Below are 22,228 nucleotides of genomic sequence, written 5' to 3'. Positions count from 1 at the left end.
GGGGCGGCCCCGCCTTCGCGTCGGGACGCCCCGGCACGTCCGGCAAAAGCGCAACCTTTGCGAAGCTGAGCCGCGCTCAGAGCGGTTCGATATCGCCCCGGGCCCGGTTTTCATGGAACGCCGCCACGAAACCGGCCAGCGACCCCGCCGCGATCGCATCGCGCAGCCCCTGCATGAGATCCTGATAATACTGCAAGTTATGCCATGTCAGCAGCATCGAGCCGATGATCTCGTCGGCGCGCACGACATGGTGCAGATAGGCGCGCGAATAGTTCCGGCAGGCCGGGCAACCGCAGGCTTCATCCAGCGGGCGCGGATCGTCGCGGTGGCGCGCATTGCGCAGATTGACCGCGCCGCGCCGCGTCCAGCCCTGCCCGGTCCGCCCCGAACGCGAGGGCAGCACGCAATCCATCATGTCGACGCCACGCTCGACCGCGCCGACGATATCGTCGGGCTTGCCCACGCCCATCAGGTAACGCGGCTTGTCCTCGGGCAGGAAACCGGGCGCGTAATCCAGAACGCCGAACATCGCCTCCTGCCCCTCGCCCACGGCCAGACCGCCGATCGCGTAGCCCTCGAACCCGATCTCGACCAGGGCTTTCGCCGATTCCTCGCGCAGATCCTGAGTCACCCCGCCCTGCATGATGCCGAACAGCGCATGCCCGGGCCGGTCGCCGAACGCCTCGCGCGACCGCCGCGCCCAGCGCATCGACAGCCGCATGGATTCCGCGACGACCTTGTCCTCGGCCGGCAGCGCCGGGCATTCGTCGAAACACATGACGATATCCGAACCCAGAAGCCGCTGGATCTCCATCGAGCGTTCGGGCGACAGCATGTGTTTCGAGCCGTCGATATGGCTGGAAAACCGCACGCCCTCTTCCGTCAGCTTGCGCAGATTGGCCAGCGACATGACCTGGAACCCGCCCGAATCGGTCAGGATCGGCCGCTCCCAGTTCATGAACCTGTGCAGCCCGCCCAGAGCGGCGATCCGCTCGGCCGTGGGGCGCAGCATCAGGTGATAGGTGTTGCCCAGCAGGATATCGGCCCCCGTCGCGCGCACCGAGTCAGGCATCATCGCCTTGACCGTCCCCGCTGTGCCCACCGGCATGAAAGCCGGGGTGCGGATCTCGCCGCGCGGCGTATGGATCACGCCGGTGCGCGCCGCGCCATCCGTGGCGTTCAGGGTAAAGGAAAACCGCTCGCTCATGCCGGACCTCTTTCGCTGAAGGCTGCTTTAGCGCGCGGCGCCCGATCTTGCCAGCCCGCGCCGCAGGGTCCACAGTTGCGCCATGGAACAGATCAGCACTTCCCGCAGCCATGGCGTCCTGACCGTGACGCTTGAAAACGGCACCGCACATCCCCTGTCGCTGGGCATGATCCGCGCCCTGCACAAGGCCGTCGCGGATGCGCAGACCGATGACGACACAAGCGTGATCGTGATCCACGGTCCGGGTAAGATCTTCTGCGCGGGGCACGACCTGAAGGAAATCGCCGCCCACCGCGCCGATCCCGATCACGGCCGCGCCTATGTGACCGAGTTGTTCGAGGCCTGCGCCGAGATGATGCAGGCCGTGGCAAACAGCGCCAAGCCCACCATCGCGCGGACCGAAGGCATCGCCACCGCCGCCGGGCTGCAGCTGATCGCCGCCTGCGACCTGGCCTATGCCGCGCCGCAGGCCCGCTTCTGCCTGCCCGGCATCCGGCGCGGCGGCTTCTGCACCACGCCCTCGGTCGCCGTGGCCCGCGCGGTCGGCCGCAAGGCGCTGATGAAACTCGCGCTCACCGGCGAGGACCAAACCGCCGACTGGGCGCTGGCGCAGGGTCTCGTCACCGAGATCGTCGCCGAAGACGCCCTCGCCGCCCGCGTGGACGAGGTGGCGCAGACCCTCGCCGGGCGCTTCTCGGCGATCTCGCAAGCGGGGCTGGCGGCGACCAAGGCACAGGTCGCGCTGCCGCTCGATCAGGCCTATGCGCTGGCGACCGAGGCGATGATCGGCCACTTCATGGACCCCGCTCTGCCCGATCCGCCCCTCGCCTCGCGCAAAAGCGCCGCCGAATAGGCCCCTGCCTGCGCGCGCGCCAAGCGCCCCCCTTTACGCAAGCGCGGCAAATTCCTATATCTCTGGTCAGGAATTACACAGACCCCCGAGGACGCCATGACCGCCTCCGACACGCCCGCCCCGGTGGAAGGCACGCCGCTGATCGCGCCGTCGACGACCGATCACCCGCTCTACGAGCCGGTGGTCGAGGCTTGTCGCACGGTCTATGACCCGGAAATCCCGGTGAATATCTACGATCTCGGCCTGATCTACACCATCGCCATCCATGACGGCGGCAAGGTCGACGTCACCATGACCCTCACCGCGCCCGGCTGCCCGGTCGCCGGCGAGATGCCCGGCTGGGTACAGGACGCCATCGGCGCCGTGCCCGGCGTCAGCGAGATCGATGTCGAGATGACCTTCGATCCGCAATGGGGCATGGACATGATGTCGGACGAAGCCCGCCTCGAACTCGGATTCATGTAAAGACCATGTTCGCAATACCCGGCAAATCCCCCGTCACCCTGACCCCGGCCGCCGAAGCCCATATCGCGCGCCTGATGAACAGGCAGGGCAAGATGGGCCTGCGCATCGGCGTCAAGAAGGGCGGCTGCGCGGGGATGGAATATGTGATGGACTTCGCCGACGAGATCGCCGAGCACGAAGAGATCGTCGAACAGGGCGACGCGCGCGTGCTGATCGCGCCGATGGCGCAGATGTTCCTCTTCGGCACCGAGATCGACTATGAAACCGGGCTTCTCGAATCCGGCTTCAAGTTCCGCAATCCCAATGTCTCGGAAGCCTGCGGCTGCGGCGAAAGCGTCAAGTTCGAAGATGTCGACACGCTGAAAGCCAAGCTCGACGCTGCCAACCGCGCCGCCGAATAACGGCGGCCCCTGCGGCCTGCCCCGTCTTTGTTCCGCAAATATCCTCGGGGGTGAATTGGCCGCAGGCCAAGAGGGGGCAGACAGCCCCCTCCCCTTCCCGAGCCGCCCTCAGACCCGCAGCGCCTCGCGCGGATCCATCACCGGCAGGCCCAGCGCCGCGCCCACCGCGGCATAGGTCAGCTTGCCCTTGTGGGTGTTGAGCCCCGCCAGCAGATGCTCGTCCTCCGCCGCGGCCAGCCGCCAGCCCTTGTTGGCCAGCGCCATCATGAAGGGCAGCGTGGCATTCCCCAAAGCCTGGGTCGAACTGCGCGCCACCGCGCCCGGCATATTCGCCACGCAATAATGCATGATCCCGTCCACTTCGTAGATCGGATCGGCATGGGTCGTGGGTTTCGAGGTCTCGAAACAGCCCCCCTGGTCGATCGCCACATCGACCAGCACCGCGCCCGGCTTCATCGTCGACAGCTGCGCGCGCGACACGAGCTTCGGCGCGGCGGCGCCGGGGATCAGCACCGCGCCGATCACCATATCCGCCTCGGCCACCAGCTCGGCCGTCACCGCGGCCGAGGAATAGGCCGTGCCGAACACCCCGCCGAACGCATCGTCCAGATAGCGCATCCGCGGCAGCGAGCGGTCCAGCACCGTGACCTCGGCGCCCATCCCCGCCGCGACCCGCGCGGCATGGGTGCCCACCACCCCGCCACCGATCACCACGACCCGCGCGGGCCGCACGCCCGGCACGCCGCCCAGAAGGACGCCGCGCCCGCCATTGGCCTTCTGCAAGGTCCAGGCGCCGACCTGCGGCGCCAGCTTGCCCGCCACTTCGGACATCGGCGCCAAGAGCGGCAGGCCGCCCGCGCGGTCGGTTACCGTCTCGTAGGCGATGGCCGTCACGCCGCTGTCCAGCAGATCCCTGGTCTGCTCGGGATCGGGCGCCAGGTGCAGATAGGTGAACAGGATCTGGTCCTCGCGCAGCCGCTTGCGCTCGATGGCCTGCGGCTCCTTGACCTTCACCACCATCTCGGCGCGCGCGAAAACCTCCTCGGCGGTATCGACGATCCCGGCACCCATCGCACGGTAATCCTCGTCCGAATAACCCGAGCCCTGCCCGGCCCCGGTCTCGACGATCACGTCATGTCCGGCGCCGATCGCCTCATGCGCGGCGGCGGGTGTCAGGCCCACGCGAAATTCCTGCGGCTTGATTTCCTTGGGGCATCCGATCAGCATGTTATTCTCCCGTTGCTGGGCTTTGTCTCCGGCCCGAAAGGGCCTCTCCCATGTGCCCCCAGACTCCCGCATTCCGCCCCGCAGGTGCTTGATTTCTTCCCCGCAAGCGCGGAAAGTCACGCAAGCTTCTTCGCCCAATACCGGAAAAACCTCATGAAAGTTGCGCTGCAATGCAGCTAGACGCGACAGACCGCCGCCTTCTGAGGCTTCTGCAACGCGAAGGGCGCATCTCGAATGCCGAACTGGCCGAACGCATCGCGCTGTCGCCCTCGGCCTGCCACCGCCGCATGCAGCGACTGGAAACCGACGGCTACATCGCGGGCTACGTGGCGCTGGTCGATGCGCGGCGGATCGGCAAACCCACCACCGTCTTCGTCGAGATCACCCTGAACGGCCAGTCCGACGAGATCCTCGACGCCTTCGAGAAAGCCGTGGCGCGCATCCCCGATCTCCTGGAATGCCACCTGATGGCCGGGAATGCCGATTTCCTGCTGAAGCTCGTGGCCGAGGATACCGAGGATTTCGCCCGCATCCATCGCCAGTACCTCGCCCGCCTGCCCCATGTAGCGCAGATGCACAGCTCGTTCGCGCTGCGCACTGTGGTCAAGACCACCGCGCTCGACATCTGATACGCCGCCGCCGCGCGCATCTTTGTTCCTCAAATATCCTCGGGGGTGAATTGGCCGCAGGCCAAGAGGGGGCAGACAGCCCCCTGCCTTCCCCTGTCGCCGAAGCCCCGGCCGGAACATGAAAAACCCCCGGCCCTGAGGACCGGGGGTCTTTGTTCCGTCGCCATCGCTGGCGAAAGGGTTCAGAGCAGACCTTCGCGCTGCGCCTTCTTGCGTGCGAGCTTGCGCGCACGGCGGATGGCTTCGGCCTGTTCCCGGGCTTTCTTGACCGAGGGCTTCTCGAAATGCTGCTTGAGCTTCATTTCGCGGAAGACACCTTCACGCTGAAGTTTTTTCTTCAGGGCCCGAAGAGCCTGTTCGACGTTGTTGTCGCGAACCGATACCTGCATGTGGTTTTCACCACCTTTCTAAGTTAGAGTGAGCGAATTGCAGGAGAAGCTGCCATAGCAAAGTCCCGTGGCTTTGTCCACTGCCCCTGCGCGCCCGATTCCGCTGCAAATCCCGTCAGTTCGCGCGAAGACCGCCCCGCGCGTGCCCTGCCTGCCACGGCTGCGCGGTTTCCTGCCCCTGCGACCCCGCGCCGGGTTGGACGCGGAGGCGCATCATCTTACCTTGGGTGCATAGCCGGAAACCCAGCGAGACCCGCCATGACGACCCAGACCCCGAACGCCGCCGACCGCCTTCTGGACGCGGCGCTGATGCATGTGGCCTTCGACGGCTGGTCCGAGGCGACGCTGAAAGCCGCCGCCGGCGATTGCGACATGGACCCGGCGCTGGCGCGCGCGCTCTATCCGCGCGGCGGGCTGGACCTGGCGCTGGCCTATCATCGGCGGGGCGACGTCGCGATGAAGGCGGCGTTGGCCGAGCGTGACCTTTCGGCACTGAAGTTCCGCGAGCGGATCGCGCTGGCGGTGCGGCTCAGGCTGGAGCAGGCCGACCGCGAGGCCGTGCGCCGCGGCGCCACGCTGCTGGCGCTGCCGCAGAACGCCCCCGAAGGCGCCCGCGCGCTGTGGGAGACGGCCGATGCGATCTGGACGACGCTGGGCGATACCAGCGAGGACGGCAACTGGTATTCCAAGCGCGCGATCCTGAGCGCGGTCTATTCCTCGACCGTGCTGTTCTGGCTGGGCGACGAATCGACGGGATACGAGGATACCTGGGCCTTCCTCGACCGGCGGATCGAGAACGTCATGCAGTTCGAGCAGACCAAGGCCCGGATCAAAGCCTCGCCGGTGCTGAACCCGGTGCTGGGCCTGCCCTTCCGGCTGCTGGAATCGATCCGCAAGCCCGGCGCGCCGGCGCCAATGCCGGGTCGCTGGGGCTGATCCGGCCGCCAGAAGGCACACGACAGAATATTGCGCCGGTGCGCAATTTTATTTCGCGCGCTTGACGCAGGCCGGAGCGCCCGCTATCCCGGAGCTGACCGCAGGGAGGGCAGGACATGGCCGTCGGCACCGAGATCGCAACCTATTTCGAAGGCAAATGGCACCGGGGCAACGTGCCGGTGATCCGCGCGGCGGACCACGCGGCGTGGCTGGGATCGGGCGTGTTCGACGGCGCGCGGCAATTCGACGGTCGCCGCCCCGATCTGGACCTGCATTCCGCGCGCATCATCCGCTCGGCCGAGGCGATGGGCATGGTGGCCCCGGTCGACGGCGCGACGGTGCAGGCGCTGCTGGAAGAGGGCTGCCAGATGTTCGCGCCCGATGCCGCGCTCTATCTGCGGCCGATGATGTGGGCCACGGACTCGACGCCCGGCGTGATCGACCTGGTCCCCGATTCGACCGGCTGGGCCTTGTGCATCGAGGCGATGCCGATGCCCGAGCCCGGCGCCTTCACGCTGACCGTCTCGCCCTATTTCCGCCCGCGCCCCGACATGGCGCTGACCGAGGCCAAGGCGGCCTCGCTTTACGCCAATAACGGGCGCATTATGGCCGAGGCCCGCAAGCGCGGCTTCTCGAACGCGCTATCGCGGGATTCCGAGGGCAACGTTGCCGAAACCGCCTCGACCAATGTCTTCATGGTACGCGATGGCGTCGTGTTCACGCCGGTGCCGAACGGGACGTTCCTGAACGGTCTGACCCGCCAGCGGGTGATCGGGTTGATGCGCGAGAACGGGGTCGAGGTGGTCGAATGCACGCTGCGCATCGAGGACTTCCACCAGGCCGAGGAGATCTTCGTGACCGGCAACATCGCCAAGGTGATGCCGGTCGCGGCGTTCGAGGACAAGCGCTTCGACACCACGCCGCTCGCCACCCGCGTGCGCGAGATGTACTGGGACTGGGCGCAATCCGCGTGACGGAGCGGTGCGTGCACAGCACGCACCCTACAGCGTCGCGCGCCCTTTCACCCCGCACCAGGCCCCGTTAAGCTGCCGCCAAAGAAAGCGGAGGCTCCCATGACCCAGGCCCATACGATGCGCGTGATCGAAATCTCGGAACCCGGCGGCCCCGAGGTGCTGGTTCCGGCCGAACGCGCGGTTCCCGTCGCGGGCGCGGGCGAGATCATCATCCGTGTCGCCTATGCCGGAGTAAACCGCCCCGACGCGCTGCAGCGCGCCGGCGCCTATGCGCCGCCGCCCGACGCCTCCGACCTGCCCGGGCTGGAATGCTCGGGCACCGTGGTCGAGACCGGCCCCGGCGTGACCCGCTGGAGCGTCGGCGACAAGGTCTGCGCCTTGCTGCCGGGCGGTGGCTATGGCGAATACGTGATGACGCCCGCCGCCCATGCGCTGCCGGTGCCCGAGGGCATGGACATGCGCAGCGCCGCCTGCCTGCCCGAGACATTCTTCACCGTCTTTTCGAATGTCTTCATGCGCGGCGGGCTGAAAGCGGGTGAGCGGTTTCTTGTCCATGGCGGCTCGTCGGGGATCGGCACGACGGCGATCCAGCTGGCCGCCGCGCGCGGCGCACGGGTCTTCGCCACGGCGGGCTCGGACGAGAAATGCGCGGCCTGCACCGATCTGGGCGCCGAGCGCGCGATCAATTACCGCAACGAGGATTTCGTCGAGATCCTGAAGGCCGAGGGCGGCGCGAATCTGATCCTCGACATGGTCGGCGGCGACTATATCCCGCGCAATGTCAACGCGCTGGCCAATGACGGGCGGCTGGTGCAGATCGCCTTCCTGAGCGGCCCCAAGGCCGAGCTGAACTTTGCCCAGGTGATGGCGCGGCGGCTCACGATCACCGGCTCGACCCTGCGGCCGCAATCGCGCGCGGCCAAGGCGGCCATCGCCGAAGCCCTGGAAGCAGAGATCTGGCCGCTGCTGGCCTCGGGCCGGGTGGCGCCGGTGATCGACAGCGAATACCCGCTGGAAGACGCGGCCAAGGCGCATGCGCGGATGGAGACGTCGCAGCATGTGGGGAAGATCGTGCTGAAGGTCGAGTGAGGCGGCGAAGGCGCCTGCGGACAAAGGGGGCACGCCCCCTTTGAAACCCCGTGGATATTTTCAGAACAAAGACGGGGGCCGGCGGCCCCCCTTTTCCTGCTTGTCCTGTGTCGAGCCTTTTACCAGCCGAACGGGCCCAGCGCGCCGCCCAGAACCGGGTCGAGCGTTTCGCGCGCCCAGCCCCAGGGGCCGAAGGTCTGCACGGTGACGCGGGCGGGCGTGCCGGCCTGCGCCGCGATCGGCGCGTCGGTCGAAATCTCGATCCGGCGGTAATGCGTGGAGCCAAAGACATCGGCTTCCAGCCCGGCGCGGCCCATCGTGTCGGTCGCGGCGGTGATGCGCTCGACCCGGCCGAAAGCCGTCGGGTCGTCGCCGATCCGGGTCATCACCCGGTCGCCGACCGAAAGCTCGGCGGCTTGCGCGGCTGTCAGAAGCGCCTGCACATTGGGTGCCTCGGCCCCCGCCAGAACGAAGGCGCGGCTGCCCGGTTCGACCGCATCGCCGGCCTCAAGCGCGACCGCCTGGACGATGCAATCGCAGGAGGCATAGATCGGTACGGGCGCGGGCTCGGCAGGCGCGGTGTCAAGGAAGCCGGGCGTCGCGGGCGGCACCGACGGGGCGACCGAGATGTCGGGCGCGGTGCTGGCCGTGCCGCTATCGGGCAGCGGGTCGACGCCGGGCACGGGGATCACCGCCTGCATCGGTTCCGCCACCGCCGATTGCAGCAGCGATTCGACCCGGGCGCGCATTCCCTCATCACTTGCAGCCGGAGCCGCACCCAGAGGCACTTCGCGCGCGGGCGGGGTGATGTAGCCCAGGATCTGGTCCGGCGTGACGCGGTCGCCGGGCACCACGAGGCTTTCGCGGAACACGCCCTCGATCGGCGCGTTGGCGTCGATGGCGGGCACCGTCACCGCGGCATAGCGCAGATCGAGCGACGTCCCGATTCCGTAGATCACGCCGCCCGTCAGCAGCAACAGCGCCGCCAGAGGCAGCTTGGCACCGATGCGGATGGGGCGGCGGGCGGGTTTCTCAGCCGCGGGTTTGGCCGCGACCGGCGCGGCTTTCTTCGGCTTCGGCTGCAGGATCGCTGAGGCTTGGTCAGTCATGGTCTGCGCGCGAAAGCGTTCGGCATCGGCTCCGTAGACCTCGGAATCGAAGGCGTCGTCCGCCGGGGCGGGCCGGTGCGCCGAGGGCGCTTCGGGTTTGGGCTCGGCCCTGGGCTCGGAACGCGCCGGGGCTTTGGCCTCGCTGCGGGCCGGGCGCGCGGCGGCGGGCTGACGCTCGCGGGCATGCGATTGCGTGGCATGCGATTGCGTGGCCACGACGTGATCGACGATCTTTTCCAGCACATCCGCGCGCGCCGCGTCGAGTTCGACGAAGACGAACCGCGTCGGGTGCTCCAGCTCGGGCTCTTCGCTGGCCACCCGGACCCGCATCTGCACGCGGGTTTCGCCGCTGCCGATCAGCAGGGTCACGAGGAACCCTTCGTCCCCCGCCGCGCCGTCCAGATGGTCCGACGCTTCGAGCGTGAAGCCGTTCACCGACCATTCGACCACCGGATGCTCGACACCGCGATGCACCACGACCATGGGCTCGCGCACGACGATCGCCACGGCGGGCGCCTCGCGCCGCGAGAAGGGCGCAAGGGCCCGGTATTCGCTGCGATATTCGCTGCGGAACTCGGCGGGGTATTCGATGGGGTATTCGGCGGGATAGTCGGGGCGATGGCCCGCGCGCGCAACGGTGCGGTAGGGATCGTCGCGCTGCGCCTCGCGGTATGGACTGGCCGCGCGGTCGTCATGGCGTGCCTCCCCGCCGCGATAGCCCGGCGCGCCCGCCTCGTCGTAGCGCGGCGCGGCATGGCGAAATTCGGGCTGCAGCACCTCGGCCGAGCGCTGTTCGGCGCGCGGCTGGGGTTGGGAAACGTGCCGGGCCTCATGGCCCTGCGGATCGACCGGGGCGCGATAGGGCGAGCCCCCCTGCGCCTCGCGCTGGAACATCGCGACCGGCGCGGCCGATGCCGCGCCCCTACGAGCCTGCGCCTGACCCGAAGGCTGAACCGGATGCGGACGGAACTGCGGCTCGGGCCGGCGGGCGGCCATCGCGGCCTGCGTGGATGTCTCCTGCCGGGGATCCTGCCTCTGACCATGAAGGTCGAGACCCGAATAGGGGGCGACGACAGCCTCGGGGCGCGCCTGCACGGGCTGGACGTCCCGCGGAACCGCCCCATGGGCGACGCCTGCCGGGCGCGCGCGCGGATAGACCGGCGGCGAGACCAGCGGCGGCAGATCGCGCGCGTCCTCTTTCGGACCCGCCGTCTCGCGCAGGTTCAGAAAATCCTCGGCGTCAAAGGCATCGCGGCTCATGACCCAGCTCCCGTCGGGCGAGGTGCGCTGTCCGTTTCCGGCGAAGCGCGCCCCTGTCTGCGCCCGTGTTCAAATCCATCGGCTCGGAAAACCAGATACTGGGCAGAATCACCCGGCATTGTTTCCGTTCAGATCCGTTGTGCCGGGCAATACGGGCCAAATTGGGAAAACTTGTCGACAGTTTAAGAAAATTGGGCCGCATTCGCGCCCCATTTCCGCCACAATTCCTGCGTCGCGCGAACAATCGGGATCGCTGACCGGCTTTGCGTCGCAGCGTTAGAACAGTGGCCACACAAGGCTGTGACTACCCACAAGGTCATTGCCCCCTCGGAAGGCAGAACGCGCAGACGATTCGGGTCGCTTGGCGGCTTATTGTTCACCCTGGCGCGACAATACCCGGTGCCGCGCGGCGGCGCTGTCATGGTCCGAGACCGCCAGCAGCGGCGCCAGACGGCGCAGCAGGGCATCCTCGTCGGGATCGCGTTCATGGTCGATCAGCACGATCTCCCAAAGCGCTTCGATCAGGCGCAGGCGTTCGGGCTCTTCCAGGCCAAACTTGACCACCCGCGTGAACCGCACGATGTCGGCCGCCTCCGCCTGCGCCGCCTCGCCCTTTTCGCACAACATCTCGGCCTCGGGCGTCTCGAGGTTGAACATCGCCTTGAGCAGCGCGACCACGCTCAGCCTTTCCTCGGGCTTGTAGACATCGTCGGCCTTGGCCGCATCGACCAGAAGCGCCGCAACGGCGATATCGGCGGGAACGTCGTGGCGCGGGGCCGCGTCGGGGCGGAACAGGGTTCTGAGGGCATCGATCATCCCCCAACCATGCGCCGCCCGCACGCAATCGGCAAGACAGACCGCGACACGCCCTCGTGAAATGCGGCCACGGATCCGGCAAGCCGGGCGATCGTCGTCACCCGGATAGCACATCGCAAATAAGGGAATATCTGGTTGGATTGAGAGGATTCGAACCTCCGGCCCCTGCCTCCCGAAGACAGTTTCAGGGGCTTTGTTCTGCTATTAGTCTGGTTCTGTTCGCCGAAAGTTTCTCACCCTCAGGTAGCTTTCTGCCGGAACCTGTGGCGAAGTTGTGGCGGTTTCGATGGCGCGCGCTTGCACCCTGGGAATGTCACCTCGGGGCGAATCCATGCTCTGAGTTGGTTGTGCCCGCTGACATCCTGACGTGTCACGCTCGGAGGATTTGGGCGAAGACACACTATGTACGCGAACATTGCGGCAGCCTCCGGCCCACAGCTGACGATCATGCCCGGCGCAGCGGAGGTCAGCTCCCAACCATTACGCTACATTCTTGATCACGCGGCATGGCGTCCAAGGCCGACGTCCGGGCCGGAGGGCATGCCTGGGTTGTAACTTTCGCTGCACAGGCCCTCGAAAAAACATTCCAGGGACATTTTTTATTGACCCCTGGCTTCCGATGAATTACTGCTGTGCTCATGAGACAGATTCAGGAGTAGCTCGATGTTTGGAAGTACCGATGGAATGCCGAAGGCGATGGTTTCGGAAGAGGCGGAAGGAAAGCTGACCAACCTCAGTTCGATGCTCGACCTTGGGACTGACGACGAGCCCGTGAATGTGTTGATGGGGTATAACTTGGGCAACCCCACCTGGTCCGCGGACGTGAAACTCGCGACGTTCGTCGAGTGGTCGGAGATCGCGAATGATCCCGACAAGGGCGACATCGCTCAGCGGCGCCTCGATCCCAATCACGCGAAAAGCTTTGCCGGCTTCATGTTGAAAGGGTTGATCAACGCCGCCAAAGTTCGGCGCAGGCTGCAGGGCAAGCCTATCCCCCAAATCTATTCCGGAATCCAGGATCGTCTGGGGACCAAGCCCTATTGTGCATTGCAGCCTGTGGTGGCCAACATTCGAGCAATCGACCCAAACAACCCCTCGATCCGTGCTGAACGCGGCATGACTAAGACCGGCGAGACAGTTGGCTTCAAGGTCTTCATGCCGCGGACCTACCGTTGGTGGGTCGTGGACGGCCAGCACCGCCGCTACGGTGGCGAAATGCTGATGGACTGGCTCAAGGAAGTGACGCGAACAGGACGCTATCCTGGGCGCGGTGGAATTATCGAACTTAAGGGTGAGGTCAGCGAAGACGAAATGCTCGTCTGGGTTGAGGCTCTTGAGTGCGCTCGCACCTTTGCGACCATTAAGATCGAGTTCCACTTAGGGCTAGGCATCGATCAGGAACGCCAGCTCTTCCACGACCTCAACAATCTCGGGAAGAAGATCAACGTCTCCCAGGCGACTGAGTTCGATCAGGGCAACCCGATCAACAACTTCGTGCGCGTTGTTCTAGAAGAGGGCATCGGTATTGCCGTTACCGAACGCGACACGAAGGACTGGGCAAAAGACGATGGATCTATGTTGCGAAAGGATCTTGCTGCCATCAACTCGATCGCCTTCCTCAACAAGACGAACGCGCGCACTGCGACTCCTCTCGTCGTTGCAGAAAGGCAGGAGGACATCGCAAGACTCTGGGAAGCGATCAGCGCCTTGCCGGGGTTCGGCGAAGACAAAGCCAAGCTCAAGACTGTGGCTGCTCAGCCTGTGGTACTAAAGGCGCTGGCCAAACTCACCTTCGACCTGCTGTACTCGAACCGGCGCCCTGAGAACGGTCGTGAGCATTTCGACCGGCTTGTCGCCAACCTCGCCGACACCAACTTTAACCACGCCAACCCGATGTGGCGCTACTACGAAATGTCCGAGGAAGAACGCTCAGATCTGGAGATTGAAGGGTTGGCCGATTTCCTTCCCGACGAAGGCTTGATTACGCCGGAGTCCAACCGCGACCTTGGCGCTTTTCAGGGTGGGGTTATGCGCTTCGGCGCGAAGCACAACGATATCTACCCGATCCTTGGAGACATGATCCGCTGGAAAATGGATCTGCCCAATCGTCACTCGACCGCCGACCGCAGCGACGCTGATACCAAATCTCATGGTTTTCCAGCCGATGGCACTAGCTGTCGTTTCTCCTATGGCGGCAAGGACTACCATGGAAAGATTGTAAATGGGCTCCTGGTTGTCGAAGGGTATGGTGACGGCTTCAAATCCTTTTCAGCCGCCTCCCATGCGGTCACGCAAACTAGCCGTAACGGATGGCTGGACTGGCATCTCCAGGATATGACCGGCGCGTGGGTTCTTGCTGACGAGTGGCGAAAGGAAATCACTTAACCCGATTGATACGGTGCGGTACCTCGGTTTTGGTGTTCGTTCTGAGGTGCCGCAACCCTTCGAAAATCGAGACCGATGAGAGTTCAGGTCAAGTTCTGCGCGGCGAACCTACCATGAGAGGGATTGCCGCTTGCCGCCCAGATGTAGACAAACGACGAAAGTCGCGAGAACGTCCGGCATATGCGCATCGCGGTCACTCGCTCAGGCTGCAGCGAACTTCCGCTTCCCGCCCAAGCCTACCGTTCGTGCAGAGCGCAGCGTAGGTCGTCTTCCCGCCCAAAATGCTCAAAGCTCCCTACTAACCCCCTCATACCACCCCGCGCAGATCCTGACCTGGTCCCGATACGCCCGCCGATCCGCCGCCACGCGCGCTAGCGCTACGTCCAACGGATCCCCAACAGCCACATGCGTCTCATGCTCGCGACGACACCACTCCGGCAGCGCGGGCAATTCCCGCGCCTCGGCCGCGACGCGGCGGGCTTCGGCCGAGGCGATGCGGGCGGCGGGGCCGTCAGCGCAAGAGGCGCAGAAGATCAGGGCTGACAGCGCAATCATCAGGCGCATGGGGATTGTCCTCGATATAGCGGGCAAGGTCTGCGCGCCGCGCGGCGGCGGCGCGCTCGGCTTCGGTTCGGGCGGCGGCGAGTTGATCCCCGGCGGCGCGGGTGGCGGTGTAGAGGCGCCAGGCGGCGGCAAGCTCGGCCGCATTCGCCGCCGCCTCGGCCTCGCGCGCCATGGCGTCGCGGATCTCTGCCCGTAGCGCCTCGATTCGAGCGTCATGCCACGCAACAGCGCCCCAGAGGACGCCGAGCGCGGCGAGGATCAGCAGAACCGGCGCCAGCACCCGCGCGAGGGCCCGGCCAACCAGCGGTGCAAAGAGGCTGATAAGGATCGTCATCGCAACTCCCTTGCTATGTCGATGCGCATTATGGTGTGTATCCCGATTGACGCGCCGAACCTTTGTGTGTATATAAATACTCACAAAGGAGGGGCGATGGAGCTAGAAACGAATTCCCGAAACCTCCTGAAGGTTCTGAAAGACGCGGGTTTCGAGGAAGTGTCCAAGCGCGGATCGCACCTCAAGCTTCGGAAAGGGGATCGCACGGTGATCCTGCCGCATCCGAAGAAAGACCTGCCCTTGGGAACCGTGAAGGGCATCTACCAGCAGGCCGGGCTACTTTAGCCCGGTCCTCCATCGCCTCTCGCATCGACGTCAAGGAGGACAGGATGCGCTACTATACGGCTATTGTTCACCAGGAAGGCGACAGCGCTTTCGGCCTCACCTTCCCGGATTTGCCCGGCTGCTTTGCCTCGGCCGATGATTGGGATGATATTCCGTCGGCGGCCAATGAAGCGCTGGATCTGTGGTTTGAGGATATGCCCTCGGTCGCGCCGGCCTCGCTGTCTGAGATCCGAGCACGGCCCGAGGTCGCTGAGGCCCTGCGCGCGGGCGCGTCGCTGTTGTCGGTTCCCTATATCCCCGCCGACACGGCGGTGCAGCGGGTCAATATCACCATGGAGCGCGGGCTCTTGCAGGCTATCGACGAGACGGCGAAGGCGCGAGGGATGAACCGTTCTTCCTTCCTTGCCTCGGCTGCGCGGCGTGAACTGACCGGGGCAGCCTGAGGCTCACGCGCGCCATGCCCCTCTGACGCGCCTCAGCACCACCGGCGCGACCCAGACCAACACCAACCCGAACGCCACCCAAAGCCCGACCTGCCACAGCACCGGGGGCAGCGTGGGTTGCAGGGCGACCACGGCCGGGACCGCCGCCGCGACGGGCGCGACGTAGCCTGCCGCCGTTGCCGCAAGATCCGTCCGGCGTTCGGCCGTCGAGCGCTGCGCGGGGGCATCGGCCGCGACGGGTGCCTCGACGCCGAGCGCTTCCCAGGTGCGCCGCCCGACCACGCCATCGACGGGCAGTCCCGCCGCGCGCTGGAAGGCTTCAACGGCTTCGAGCGTCACGGGGCCGAAGGCGCGATCCGAGGGGATGCCGAGGGCCTCTTGCAGCACCGCGACAGCGGGGCCGCGATCGCCGATGCGCAGCACCACGGGCGAGCGGGCACCGCCGGAGTGACGACGGAACGCGGCTTCGATCCGCGCCGCATAAACCTCGGGCTGCCCGCTTCCATTGTAGCGCCGGGCGAAGGTCAGCCAGTCATGGGCGCGCAAGGCGGCATCCAACCCCCACGCCGTCACCAAGGCCACGAAGGCATCGAGATGCGCGGGCGCGCCGGTGGCCATCGCCTCGACCATGTCCAGCGCGGAAGCATGCCCCGCCGCACCATGGTTGAAGCCCATGATCTGCGGCCCGCCCCAGCTCGACGCCATCAGCGCGGCGTCCAGATCAATCCGGGCGGCGGTGGCGAACATCCGCGCCCGGGCGGATCGCGACAGCGCCAGCGACGCGCGCCACGGGGCCTGCCCGGCGCGCGGCGCGAAGCCCATCGCAGGCCAGAGGGGGCGCGGGACGTGATGCGGCTCGAAGCGGCGCAGGACGCCGCCCGAGGCGTCGAAGCACTGGCCCGAGGCTTCGACCTCCCAGACCGCGCGCAGGGCGGCCGGGTCGCAGCTGAGCGCCGCAGCGGCGCGCTGGAAATCGGCGGGGGACAAATCGCGGGGCATCGCGGCCCCGATCCATGGTGTCGCGGTCATCGGATGCGCTCCAGGCTGGTGATCAATCGGTTGATGTCGGTGCGGACCCCGGCGAGACCTTCCTCGATGCGGCCGAGCTGGACGGCCTGCGAGGCGGCTTGCCCACGCATGATCTCGACGCGCTGTTCCATCGCGGTCATCGCCGCCAGCGCGCCCGAGGCGAACAGCGCGCAATCGTGCTGCCCCGGCACAAACCTCTCCCGCCCGGCGGCTGCGAGATACGCAACCAGCCGGTTTTGCCAACCCGGTGTTTTGTGCATTTACCTGTCCTGCCAGCCCGTGTTCGGACCATCGACGGGCGGGCGCGGCCTGCCGCCGCCCGCATCCGTTGCGGCTCTCTCGCCCCACCAGACATTGATGCCGACAAGGCTGTTATAGCGCCGGAACCGATCGGCCCCGCCGCTGCGCGCTTTGAGCGCTTCATCGCTGCGCTTGAGGGTCAGCCCTTGCGTCAGCCGCCACGCGTCCGAGACCACCTTGAGCGTGGCGGCGCTGTCCTGCCCGTCAGGGGGCGTGGGGATATCGAGTTCCATCAGCGTGCCGCGCACGACGCGGACCGGCGGGGCCGGGGGCAGATGCGTCAGCGGGTCGTGGTGCCATTCATGCACCTCGACAGGCGCGAGGCGGGCATCATAGAGGCGGATGGCTTCGGCGATCTGATCGTGAAGCGGCGAGACGGACAGCGACCAGACGCGCTCTTGCGCCGAGGACACCGAGGCGACCGGCTCGAAGCCCAGCAGCGCGCCCACGCCGTAATAGGTGCGCAGCTCGCCCGCGACCTCGATCACCTGGTGATCGGCGCCAGACCAGAAGCCCAGGGACTGCGGCGCGCCGGTCTCCCGATCGCGCGCGGTGATCCAGACCAGCACCTGCACATCGGCATGACCGCCCGCCGCGTAATGCGCGGCGACAGCGGGAGGGAGAGCACGCATGGATCAGGCTGTCAGGTGGCGTTTGGCCTGGTCGATGGCCTGGCGCGTCATCTGCGCAGCGAAGGCCAGCGCCTGCGAGGCGAGCTCGGAGCCCTCCGGATCGGTGCCGCCGATCGCGTGCAGCTCGGTGATCATCTGATCCGCCAGATCATCAAGCCGGGCAAGATGCGCCGCCTCAGCCTCGGTCTGCGCGCGGCGGGTAAAGCTCGGACGTTGGGTGTCGCTCATTGGTGTGTCTCCTCGTCTCAGTTCACAAAATCAGCGGGTTGCGCCGGATCGGGCGCGGTGTCGGAGGCCGGCGCGCCCTGCTCCTGCGAGGGCAAACCCCCGGCAGCCCGCGTGGCATCCAGCGCGGCATGCACCAGCATCGCCATCATGTCGGGCGTCAGGACCGCCTCGACCCGCGCGCCGCCCGTGGCGACAACCATGCGGACCGAGCGCGGGCGCGGATCGCCGAGGAAAGACGCGCTGCCCTCGAGCATGGCAACGTCGAGATCGGCGGGAGAGGTGTCGCCGGGGAACAAAGGCGCAAACGTGCGCCGCGCCAATTGGGCGTGGTGGGACATGGGGAGGGGTCCTTTTGTTGGGGGGGGAGTGCCAGATCTGGGGCGGCGGTGTTAGATAGGTGGGGAGTGGGCTTTCATTGTACTAACAGACACTAAAATTTGCCGGCTATAGAGCAAGCACTCCAAGCCGCCGGTAGTATCGTTCAGTTGGATTTAGGTGCGGGCATTCACCAGATGAACCTTCTGCCCCAAGGGTATGCTTGCCGCATGCCTAGATAAATGCTGTTACTGCTATATGGTAAATCACCAAATGGATGTGCTGGAGTTCCTAGATGGCGATTTTTGATATTGAAAAGGATGACTTGCTGCGGCTGTCCGACACTCTGCTAGAAGAGTTGATAGCGAGGCTAGCCGAGGCAGAAATTGCAGCACATGGGCATAGCCCTGCGGGTGTCAGTTGGTCGGGCTCAATCAAGGCTCCCGACGAAGGCATCGACATCCATGTGCAGGTTGACACGCCTGAACTGGCCACAGGGTTCCTTTCCCGTCCAGATACGATCCTGCAATCCAAAAAGGACTCGATGCCGAAGTCTGCGATTGCAGCAGAAATGACGAAGGACGGAAAACTCAATTCAACAGTATCAAACCAAGCAAAGATCGGGGGCGCTTATATCATCGTAAGCCTCGCCGACGATTGTTCCCCGCCTATGAAAAAGCATCGTCTCGACGCAATGCAGGAGGCCGTTGCAAGTGATCTTAACGCGGAAAAAATTCACGTCGACTTCTTCGATCGCTCCAAGCTAGCACAATGGTTAAGACAACATCCATCAGTGTTGCTTTGGGTAAAAGGGAAGCTCGGACAGGGCTATACTGGCTGGCAACCATATGGGGCATGGAGTAATCCGCCTAAAGGATCGCCTGACATGCTCATCTCGGCCCCAGGCGTCACCGTTTATGTGCCGACAGAGCGAGGCCAGGGACTTTCAATCAAAGACGCCATTGAGCCTATGCGGCGTCTTGTCCGCACGTCAAACAAGGCGATCCGCATCACTGGGCTTTCCGGTGTTGGCAAAACACGGATTGTTCAAGCTCTTTTTGACGAAGCCGTAGGGGACGATCCGCTGGATAGGACGATCGCTGTCTATGTGGACACAGGGCAAGACCCTGATCCGTCGGCATCTGCAATGCTTGACCGCCTAATTTCTGAAGGGCGCCGCGCGGTGATGGTCCTCGATAACTGCCCGTCCGAACTGCATTCGGCACTGGCAAGTAGAGTGTCGGCAGCAAGTGGTGATGTTAGTCTAATCACGGTCGAATACGATATCAGGGACGATAAGCCGCAGACGACAGAAGTAATTCATATTGAGGCCAATGGCCCAGAAGTTGCCGAAGAACTTATTCTGCGACGGTTTCCCGCAATTGGACAAGGCAATGCACGGCGGGTAGCCGATTTTGCCGACGGCAATGCTAGGGTAGCCTTGGCTATTGCAGAAAGGGTTGAACAAGGTGAGAGCCTAGCAGAACTATCTGACGCCGAGTTGTTCGATCGGCTTTTCCAGCAACGGAAGGGACAAGATGGTGAGCTTCGGGAACAGGCCGAGACTCTTTCTCTTGTGTATTCGTTTTCGGTCTCTGATCCTGAGGTTGGTCAAAATGAATTGGAAGTTTTGGGCTCGATTTCAGGATACAATAAGGCGCAACTGTTTCGAGCCACGAAGATGCTAGCCGACCGCCATGTTGTTCAAAAGAGAGGCCATTGGAGAGCTATACTTCCCCATGCAGTAGCAAACAGATTGGCGAACTCATCGCTTGAGAGCGTCTCCATAGAGACCCTTCGATCAACATTCGAAGCCCATGGAAACATACGGCTTTTAATGTCATTCGCTCATAGGCTTGGCCTGATGCACGATCACCCTGTCGCGAGAGAGATTGTTAAGGCATGGCTGCAACCGGATGGACTATTGGGGCGCATTTCTAACCTCGATGAGAAAGGGTCGAAGATGCTTGACTATATTGGACCTGTCGCACCGGATGTGCTGCTTGATCGGATCGAAGCCGAACTCACCGCTCCAGATTTTCAGGGAATGGAGCCGAAGCATAACCCTCGTAGGACCACGATCCTCAACCTGCTTCAATCCCTAGCGTACGAACCACATGCATTTGACCGGTGCATGTCGCTTCTGCTTCGCGTTGCCGACCATGAAGACGAAAGCAACAACTACGACGCCGCAAGCGGAAAAATTTCGAGGTTCTTTCAACCCTATTTGTCTGGCACACATGCTTCTTTGGCACAACGCCTTGCCATCGTTGAGCAGTGCCTAAGCTCCGTGAACACCCGGCGACGTGCCCTGGGTGTCATTTTGCTCACAACAGCATTGGGTGGACCGCCGTGGACAAGCTTTGGGCTCAACGAGTTTGGGGCACGCCCCAGGGACTATGGCTACAGCCCAAACCATGACCAACTTGTCGAGTGGAGGACTGCTTTCATCGATCTCGCGGTGCGGCTTGCGCATTCGGAAGACCAAGACATCAAAAGCCGTGCGCGGCTGGTTCTGGCAAATGAGTTTCGCGGTTTGTGGCACCATGAAGCAATAAGGGGAAATCTAATCCAAGCGGCGCGGGCGATCAATGACCAACAGCCATGGGGGGAAGGCTGGAAGGCCGTTCGTTCAACTATCTACTTCAACTATATTAGGCGAAAAAACGAACCTGAGCCGGAGCCGCTTCCCGAAGACCTTGCTGCTCTAGACCGGGAGCTGGAGCCTCGCGACTTGATCGCGAAGATCAAGACATACGTGCTTGGCAAAGGGCACGATTATTGGGCACTTGATGACGACTTCGATGATAGCAGCGATGATAAGTACAGGGCGGCTGAAGATCGACTTGCCACTACGGCAATCGGTTTGGGCGAAGACTTTTCAGCATCTGATCATCAACTCGAAGAGTTGGGTTCTGAACTGTTTTCCGGTGAGTGGATGCCCTATCGCTGGGCGTTTGGGATCGGTCTTGCGAAGGGTTTTCTCAACTATAGAGATAGCTGGAAAAAACTGCTGGAACACCTTGCTCGGTTCTCCGGCTCTAATAACGACTATTCGGTGATTGGAGGCTTCATCAAAGAAGTTGCCGCCAATGATCGTCAGCTTTCCCAAGAGCTTTTGGACGAATGTGCGGCACACTCCGATCTGCAGAATGTGCTTGTGGGCCTGCATCCATCAGGTGACTTCTCAGAAGCCGATTTGAATCGATGCATGTCTCTGCTCAAAGATGGAGAAACGCAGACTCGGATGTTCGGACCTGTACTTTGGCGGGACAGCTACGGCCACCTGCCGTCCGAACGTTTGTTAGAGCTTGCACAACAGTTACTGAAGAAGCCCAACGGCGACGCAACCCTACTCGAAGCATTGAGCATGAAGTTGCACGGAACAGACCCTGCCGAAGATACGTTGGGACCCGAACTGAGAAAAATTGGCTTGAAAGCGGCAACCAAATCGCTGTTAGCGGATCACAACGATCGTAATGGGATAAAAGACCATTATATGGAAAACGTCATCGTGGCCGCACTAACATACGATGGCAATGACGCTGAAAAGACTGAATGGATTAATGCCATCTTCTCTGTCGTGGATGAGCGTTTTGGCTACATTCATTCATTCGAGAACTCTATTGGGGTGACAGCGAGGCTAATGCCAAATCCATTTCTCAATCGTGTCTTCCAAGGAACAGAGGACCAACAGCATCGACGCTCTTTTTTCATCAGTCGGGGGGGCATTCGACACGGCCCGATCTCCGAAATTGACGTGGCCGACCTGATTGACTGGTGTCAGCAGAAGAACGAACCGGAAGTCTGGGGCTTGGTCGCTTCGGGCATTAGGCTTTGGGAGAAAGGGGACGGGAGCAGAGATGGTTCTTCTATTACCACGTCTGCTATTAAGTTTCTCGAAGCCGCGCCAGAACCCGGACCAATCCTTCATTCCTATGCGGATCGCGTCACTCCTTCTTTGTGGTCTGGGAGCCGTGCTGATGTCATGCAGCCAAGAGTAGATGCCATTGCCAAACTGACCCAGCATAAGCAGGAAGAGATCGCCAAGTCCGCTAAATCAGTGTCAGATCGACTGGCCATGGAAATCGAACAAGAACGCGTGCGTGACAGACAAAGAGATGAAGAACGCGAGCAGCGCTTCGAGTAATATCTCGTACGAGACTAGGCGGATTCCCAATCGGATATAGGCGTGGGCGTTCGCAAAGTGGCGGGATACACTGATTTTCGACCATTTGGGCTGTATCCGGAGCATCGAAGCAGGGGGTTGAGGCCCCGGCATGAGTGCCGTTAGTGCTCTTTTGATTTGGGCGCACATCTCCATCTCAGCCCCCACAACGACGCAACAGCTCCCCCCC

22 protein-coding genes are annotated in these 22,228 nt (G+C 63.8%); 11 read left to right on the top strand and 11 right to left on the bottom strand.

The genetic code is table 11. The annotated features are described in order from the left end of the window. Nucleotides 1-76: 76 nt before the first annotated feature. The gene (gene tgt, locus C4N9_RS18645; RefSeq protein ID WP_109534874.1) at nt 77-1,207 is read right to left on the bottom strand and encodes a tRNA guanosine(34) transglycosylase Tgt; all 1,131 of its coding nucleotides are present in this window, start codon (nt 1,205-1,207) and stop codon (nt 77-79) included. A gap of 82 nt (nt 1,208-1,289) precedes the next feature. On the opposite strand from tgt, the gene C4N9_RS18640 reads away from it, so the two are divergent. The 3 genes from C4N9_RS18640 (at nt 1,290) to C4N9_RS18630 (ending at nt 2,926) form a co-directional block, all read left to right on the top strand. Further along, the gene (locus tag C4N9_RS18640) at nt 1,290-2,060 is read left to right on the top strand and encodes an enoyl-CoA hydratase-related protein (protein ID WP_109534873.1); all 771 of its coding nucleotides are present in this window, start codon (nt 1,290-1,292) and stop codon (nt 2,058-2,060) included. 96 nt (nt 2,061-2,156) lie between these two features. Continuing rightward, nucleotides 2,157-2,525 (top strand): SUF system Fe-S cluster assembly protein, encoded by a 369-nt coding sequence (locus C4N9_RS18635; protein WP_109534872.1) that lies wholly within the window; start codon nt 2,157-2,159, stop codon nt 2,523-2,525. Between the two features lie 5 nt (nt 2,526-2,530). Further along, the gene (locus C4N9_RS18630) at nt 2,531-2,926 is read left to right on the top strand and encodes a HesB/IscA family protein (RefSeq protein WP_109534871.1); all 396 of its coding nucleotides are present in this window, start codon (nt 2,531-2,533) and stop codon (nt 2,924-2,926) included. A gap of 108 nt (nt 2,927-3,034) precedes the next feature. On the opposite strand, the gene ald is transcribed toward C4N9_RS18630, so the two are convergent. Further along, complete coding sequence (gene ald / locus C4N9_RS18625) at nt 3,035-4,153, bottom strand: alanine dehydrogenase (protein ID WP_109534870.1); 1,119 nt, start codon at nt 4,151-4,153, stop codon at nt 3,035-3,037. A 170-nt stretch (nt 4,154-4,323) separates the two neighbouring features. On the opposite strand from ald, the gene C4N9_RS18620 reads away from it, so the two are divergent. Then, the gene (locus C4N9_RS18620; protein ID WP_109534869.1) at nt 4,324-4,782 is read left to right on the top strand and encodes an Lrp/AsnC family transcriptional regulator; all 459 of its coding nucleotides are present in this window, start codon (nt 4,324-4,326) and stop codon (nt 4,780-4,782) included. Nucleotides 4,783-4,964: 182 nt separating this feature from the next. Here the strand turns inward: C4N9_RS18620 and rpsU are convergent, their stop codons facing one another. Continuing rightward, on the bottom strand, nt 4,965-5,171 hold the full coding sequence (gene rpsU / locus C4N9_RS18615) for a 30S ribosomal protein S21 (RefSeq protein ID WP_109534868.1): 207 nt from the start codon (nt 5,169-5,171) through the stop codon (nt 4,965-4,967). A gap of 258 nt (nt 5,172-5,429) precedes the next feature. Between rpsU and C4N9_RS18610 the strand changes: the two genes are divergently transcribed. From C4N9_RS18610 to C4N9_RS18600, 3 genes are all read left to right on the top strand, one after another. Then, complete coding sequence (locus tag C4N9_RS18610) at nt 5,430-6,107, top strand: COQ9 family protein (protein ID WP_109534867.1); 678 nt, start codon at nt 5,430-5,432, stop codon at nt 6,105-6,107. Nucleotides 6,108-6,223: 116 nt separating this feature from the next. After that, nucleotides 6,224-7,081 (top strand): branched-chain amino acid aminotransferase, encoded by an 858-nt coding sequence (locus C4N9_RS18605; RefSeq protein ID WP_109534866.1) that lies wholly within the window; start codon nt 6,224-6,226, stop codon nt 7,079-7,081. 99 nt (nt 7,082-7,180) lie between these two features. Next, nucleotides 7,181-8,170 (top strand): NAD(P)H-quinone oxidoreductase, encoded by a 990-nt coding sequence (locus C4N9_RS18600; protein ID WP_109534865.1) that lies wholly within the window; start codon nt 7,181-7,183, stop codon nt 8,168-8,170. A 119-nt stretch (nt 8,171-8,289) separates the two neighbouring features. Here the strand turns inward: C4N9_RS18600 and C4N9_RS18595 are convergent, their stop codons facing one another. Continuing rightward, nucleotides 8,290-10,539, bottom strand: coding sequence for an HlyD family efflux transporter periplasmic adaptor subunit (locus tag C4N9_RS18595; protein ID WP_109534864.1), 2,250 nt, complete (start codon nt 10,537-10,539; stop codon nt 8,290-8,292). A gap of 369 nt (nt 10,540-10,908) precedes the next feature. Continuing rightward, nucleotides 10,909-11,355: a tellurite resistance TerB family protein gene (locus C4N9_RS18590; RefSeq protein WP_168192286.1), complete on the bottom strand. Its 447-nt coding sequence runs from the start codon at nt 11,353-11,355 to the stop codon at nt 10,909-10,911. A gap of 663 nt (nt 11,356-12,018) precedes the next feature. Here C4N9_RS18590 and C4N9_RS18585 point away from each other — a divergent pair. Further along, a complete protein-coding gene (locus C4N9_RS18585) occupies nt 12,019-13,740 on the top strand; it encodes a DNA sulfur modification protein DndB (RefSeq protein ID WP_109534862.1) in 1,722 nt (573 codons plus the stop codon). A gap of 511 nt (nt 13,741-14,251) precedes the next feature. Here the strand turns inward: C4N9_RS18585 and C4N9_RS18580 are convergent. Next, nucleotides 14,252-14,638: a hypothetical protein gene (locus C4N9_RS18580; RefSeq protein ID WP_109534861.1), complete on the bottom strand. Its 387-nt coding sequence runs from the start codon at nt 14,636-14,638 to the stop codon at nt 14,252-14,254. Nucleotides 14,639-14,734: 96 nt separating this feature from the next. Here C4N9_RS18580 and C4N9_RS18575 point away from each other — a divergent pair, with 96 nt between their 5' ends. Then, nucleotides 14,735-14,923 carry a type II toxin-antitoxin system HicA family toxin gene (locus C4N9_RS18575; RefSeq protein ID WP_109534860.1) on the top strand — a complete coding sequence of 63 codons (189 nt, stop codon included), beginning with the start codon at nt 14,735-14,737 and terminating at the stop codon, nt 14,921-14,923. Nucleotides 14,924-14,967: 44 nt separating this feature from the next. Beyond that, nucleotides 14,968-15,366, top strand: a complete 399-nt coding sequence (locus C4N9_RS18570; protein WP_109534859.1) for a type II toxin-antitoxin system HicB family antitoxin — start codon at nt 14,968-14,970, stop codon at nt 15,364-15,366. 3 nt (nt 15,367-15,369) lie between these two features. Here the strand turns inward: C4N9_RS18570 and C4N9_RS18565 are convergent, their stop codons facing one another. The 5 genes from C4N9_RS18565 to C4N9_RS18545 are packed head-to-tail and all read right to left on the bottom strand — an operon-like array spanning nt 15,370 to nt 17,893. Beyond that, a complete protein-coding gene (locus tag C4N9_RS18565) occupies nt 15,370-16,395 on the bottom strand; it encodes an N-acetylmuramidase domain-containing protein (RefSeq protein ID WP_109534858.1) in 1,026 nt (341 codons plus the stop codon). Continuing rightward, the gene (locus C4N9_RS18560; protein ID WP_109534857.1) at nt 16,392-16,655 is read right to left on the bottom strand and encodes a DUF6950 family protein; all 264 of its coding nucleotides are present in this window, start codon (nt 16,653-16,655) and stop codon (nt 16,392-16,394) included. The genes C4N9_RS18565 and C4N9_RS18560 overlap by 4 nt, the downstream gene beginning before the upstream one ends. After that, nucleotides 16,656-17,327 (bottom strand): hypothetical protein, encoded by a 672-nt coding sequence (locus C4N9_RS18555; protein ID WP_109534856.1) that lies wholly within the window; start codon nt 17,325-17,327, stop codon nt 16,656-16,658. A 3-nt stretch (nt 17,328-17,330) separates the two neighbouring features. Continuing rightward, a complete protein-coding gene (locus C4N9_RS18550) occupies nt 17,331-17,555 on the bottom strand; it encodes a hypothetical protein (RefSeq protein WP_109534855.1) in 225 nt (74 codons plus the stop codon). 17 nt (nt 17,556-17,572) lie between these two features. Continuing rightward, nucleotides 17,573-17,893: a hypothetical protein gene (locus C4N9_RS18545; RefSeq protein ID WP_109534854.1), complete on the bottom strand. Its 321-nt coding sequence runs from the start codon at nt 17,891-17,893 to the stop codon at nt 17,573-17,575. A 272-nt stretch (nt 17,894-18,165) separates the two neighbouring features. On the opposite strand from C4N9_RS18545, the gene C4N9_RS18540 reads away from it, so the two are divergent. After that, on the top strand, nt 18,166-22,020 hold the full coding sequence (locus C4N9_RS18540) for a hypothetical protein (RefSeq protein ID WP_109534853.1): 3,855 nt from the start codon (nt 18,166-18,168) through the stop codon (nt 22,018-22,020). Nucleotides 22,021-22,228 lie beyond the last annotated feature (208 nt).

This window comes from Pararhodobacter marinus (genome assembly GCF_003122215.1).
Lineage (GTDB): Bacteria > Pseudomonadota > Alphaproteobacteria > Rhodobacterales > Rhodobacteraceae > Pararhodobacter > Pararhodobacter marinus.
The sequence above is the reverse complement of the archived record's forward strand: the minus strand, read 5'-3'. Positions and strand labels throughout refer to the sequence as shown.

What these genes read in the sequence shown, in the direction of transcription:
- tgt (WP_109534874.1), bottom strand. Translation starts at nt 1,207, where the DNA reads ATGAGCGAGCGGTTTTCCTTTACCCTGAACGCCACGGATGGCGCGGCG.
- C4N9_RS18640 (WP_109534873.1), top strand. Translation starts at nt 1,290, where the DNA reads ATGGAACAGATCAGCACTTCCCGCAGCCATGGCGTCCTGACCGTGACG.
- C4N9_RS18635 (WP_109534872.1), top strand. Translation starts at nt 2,157, where the DNA reads ATGACCGCCTCCGACACGCCCGCCCCGGTGGAAGGCACGCCGCTGATC.
- C4N9_RS18630 (WP_109534871.1), top strand. Translation starts at nt 2,531, where the DNA reads ATGTTCGCAATACCCGGCAAATCCCCCGTCACCCTGACCCCGGCCGCC.
- ald (WP_109534870.1), bottom strand. Translation starts at nt 4,153, where the DNA reads ATGCTGATCGGATGCCCCAAGGAAATCAAGCCGCAGGAATTTCGCGTG.
- C4N9_RS18620 (WP_109534869.1), top strand. Translation starts at nt 4,324, where the DNA reads ATGCAGCTAGACGCGACAGACCGCCGCCTTCTGAGGCTTCTGCAACGC.
- rpsU (WP_109534868.1), bottom strand. Translation starts at nt 5,171, where the DNA reads ATGCAGGTATCGGTTCGCGACAACAACGTCGAACAGGCTCTTCGGGCC.
- C4N9_RS18610 (WP_109534867.1), top strand. Translation starts at nt 5,430, where the DNA reads ATGACGACCCAGACCCCGAACGCCGCCGACCGCCTTCTGGACGCGGCG.
- C4N9_RS18605 (WP_109534866.1), top strand. Translation starts at nt 6,224, where the DNA reads ATGGCCGTCGGCACCGAGATCGCAACCTATTTCGAAGGCAAATGGCAC.
- C4N9_RS18600 (WP_109534865.1), top strand. Translation starts at nt 7,181, where the DNA reads ATGACCCAGGCCCATACGATGCGCGTGATCGAAATCTCGGAACCCGGC.
- C4N9_RS18595 (WP_109534864.1), bottom strand. Translation starts at nt 10,539, where the DNA reads ATGAGCCGCGATGCCTTTGACGCCGAGGATTTTCTGAACCTGCGCGAG.
- C4N9_RS18590 (WP_168192286.1), bottom strand. Translation starts at nt 11,355, where the DNA reads ATGATCGATGCCCTCAGAACCCTGTTCCGCCCCGACGCGGCCCCGCGC.
- C4N9_RS18585 (WP_109534862.1), top strand. Translation starts at nt 12,019, where the DNA reads ATGTTTGGAAGTACCGATGGAATGCCGAAGGCGATGGTTTCGGAAGAG.
- C4N9_RS18580 (WP_109534861.1), bottom strand. Translation starts at nt 14,638, where the DNA reads ATGACGATCCTTATCAGCCTCTTTGCACCGCTGGTTGGCCGGGCCCTC.
- C4N9_RS18575 (WP_109534860.1), top strand. Translation starts at nt 14,735, where the DNA reads ATGGAGCTAGAAACGAATTCCCGAAACCTCCTGAAGGTTCTGAAAGAC.
- C4N9_RS18570 (WP_109534859.1), top strand. Translation starts at nt 14,968, where the DNA reads ATGCGCTACTATACGGCTATTGTTCACCAGGAAGGCGACAGCGCTTTC.
- C4N9_RS18565 (WP_109534858.1), bottom strand. Translation starts at nt 16,395, where the DNA reads ATGACCGCGACACCATGGATCGGGGCCGCGATGCCCCGCGATTTGTCC.
- C4N9_RS18560 (WP_109534857.1), bottom strand. Translation starts at nt 16,655, where the DNA reads ATGCACAAAACACCGGGTTGGCAAAACCGGCTGGTTGCGTATCTCGCA.
- C4N9_RS18555 (WP_109534856.1), bottom strand. Translation starts at nt 17,327, where the DNA reads ATGCGTGCTCTCCCTCCCGCTGTCGCCGCGCATTACGCGGCGGGCGGT.
- C4N9_RS18550 (WP_109534855.1), bottom strand. Translation starts at nt 17,555, where the DNA reads ATGAGCGACACCCAACGTCCGAGCTTTACCCGCCGCGCGCAGACCGAG.
- C4N9_RS18545 (WP_109534854.1), bottom strand. Translation starts at nt 17,893, where the DNA reads ATGTCCCACCACGCCCAATTGGCGCGGCGCACGTTTGCGCCTTTGTTC.
- C4N9_RS18540 (WP_109534853.1), top strand. Translation starts at nt 18,166, where the DNA reads ATGGCGATTTTTGATATTGAAAAGGATGACTTGCTGCGGCTGTCCGAC.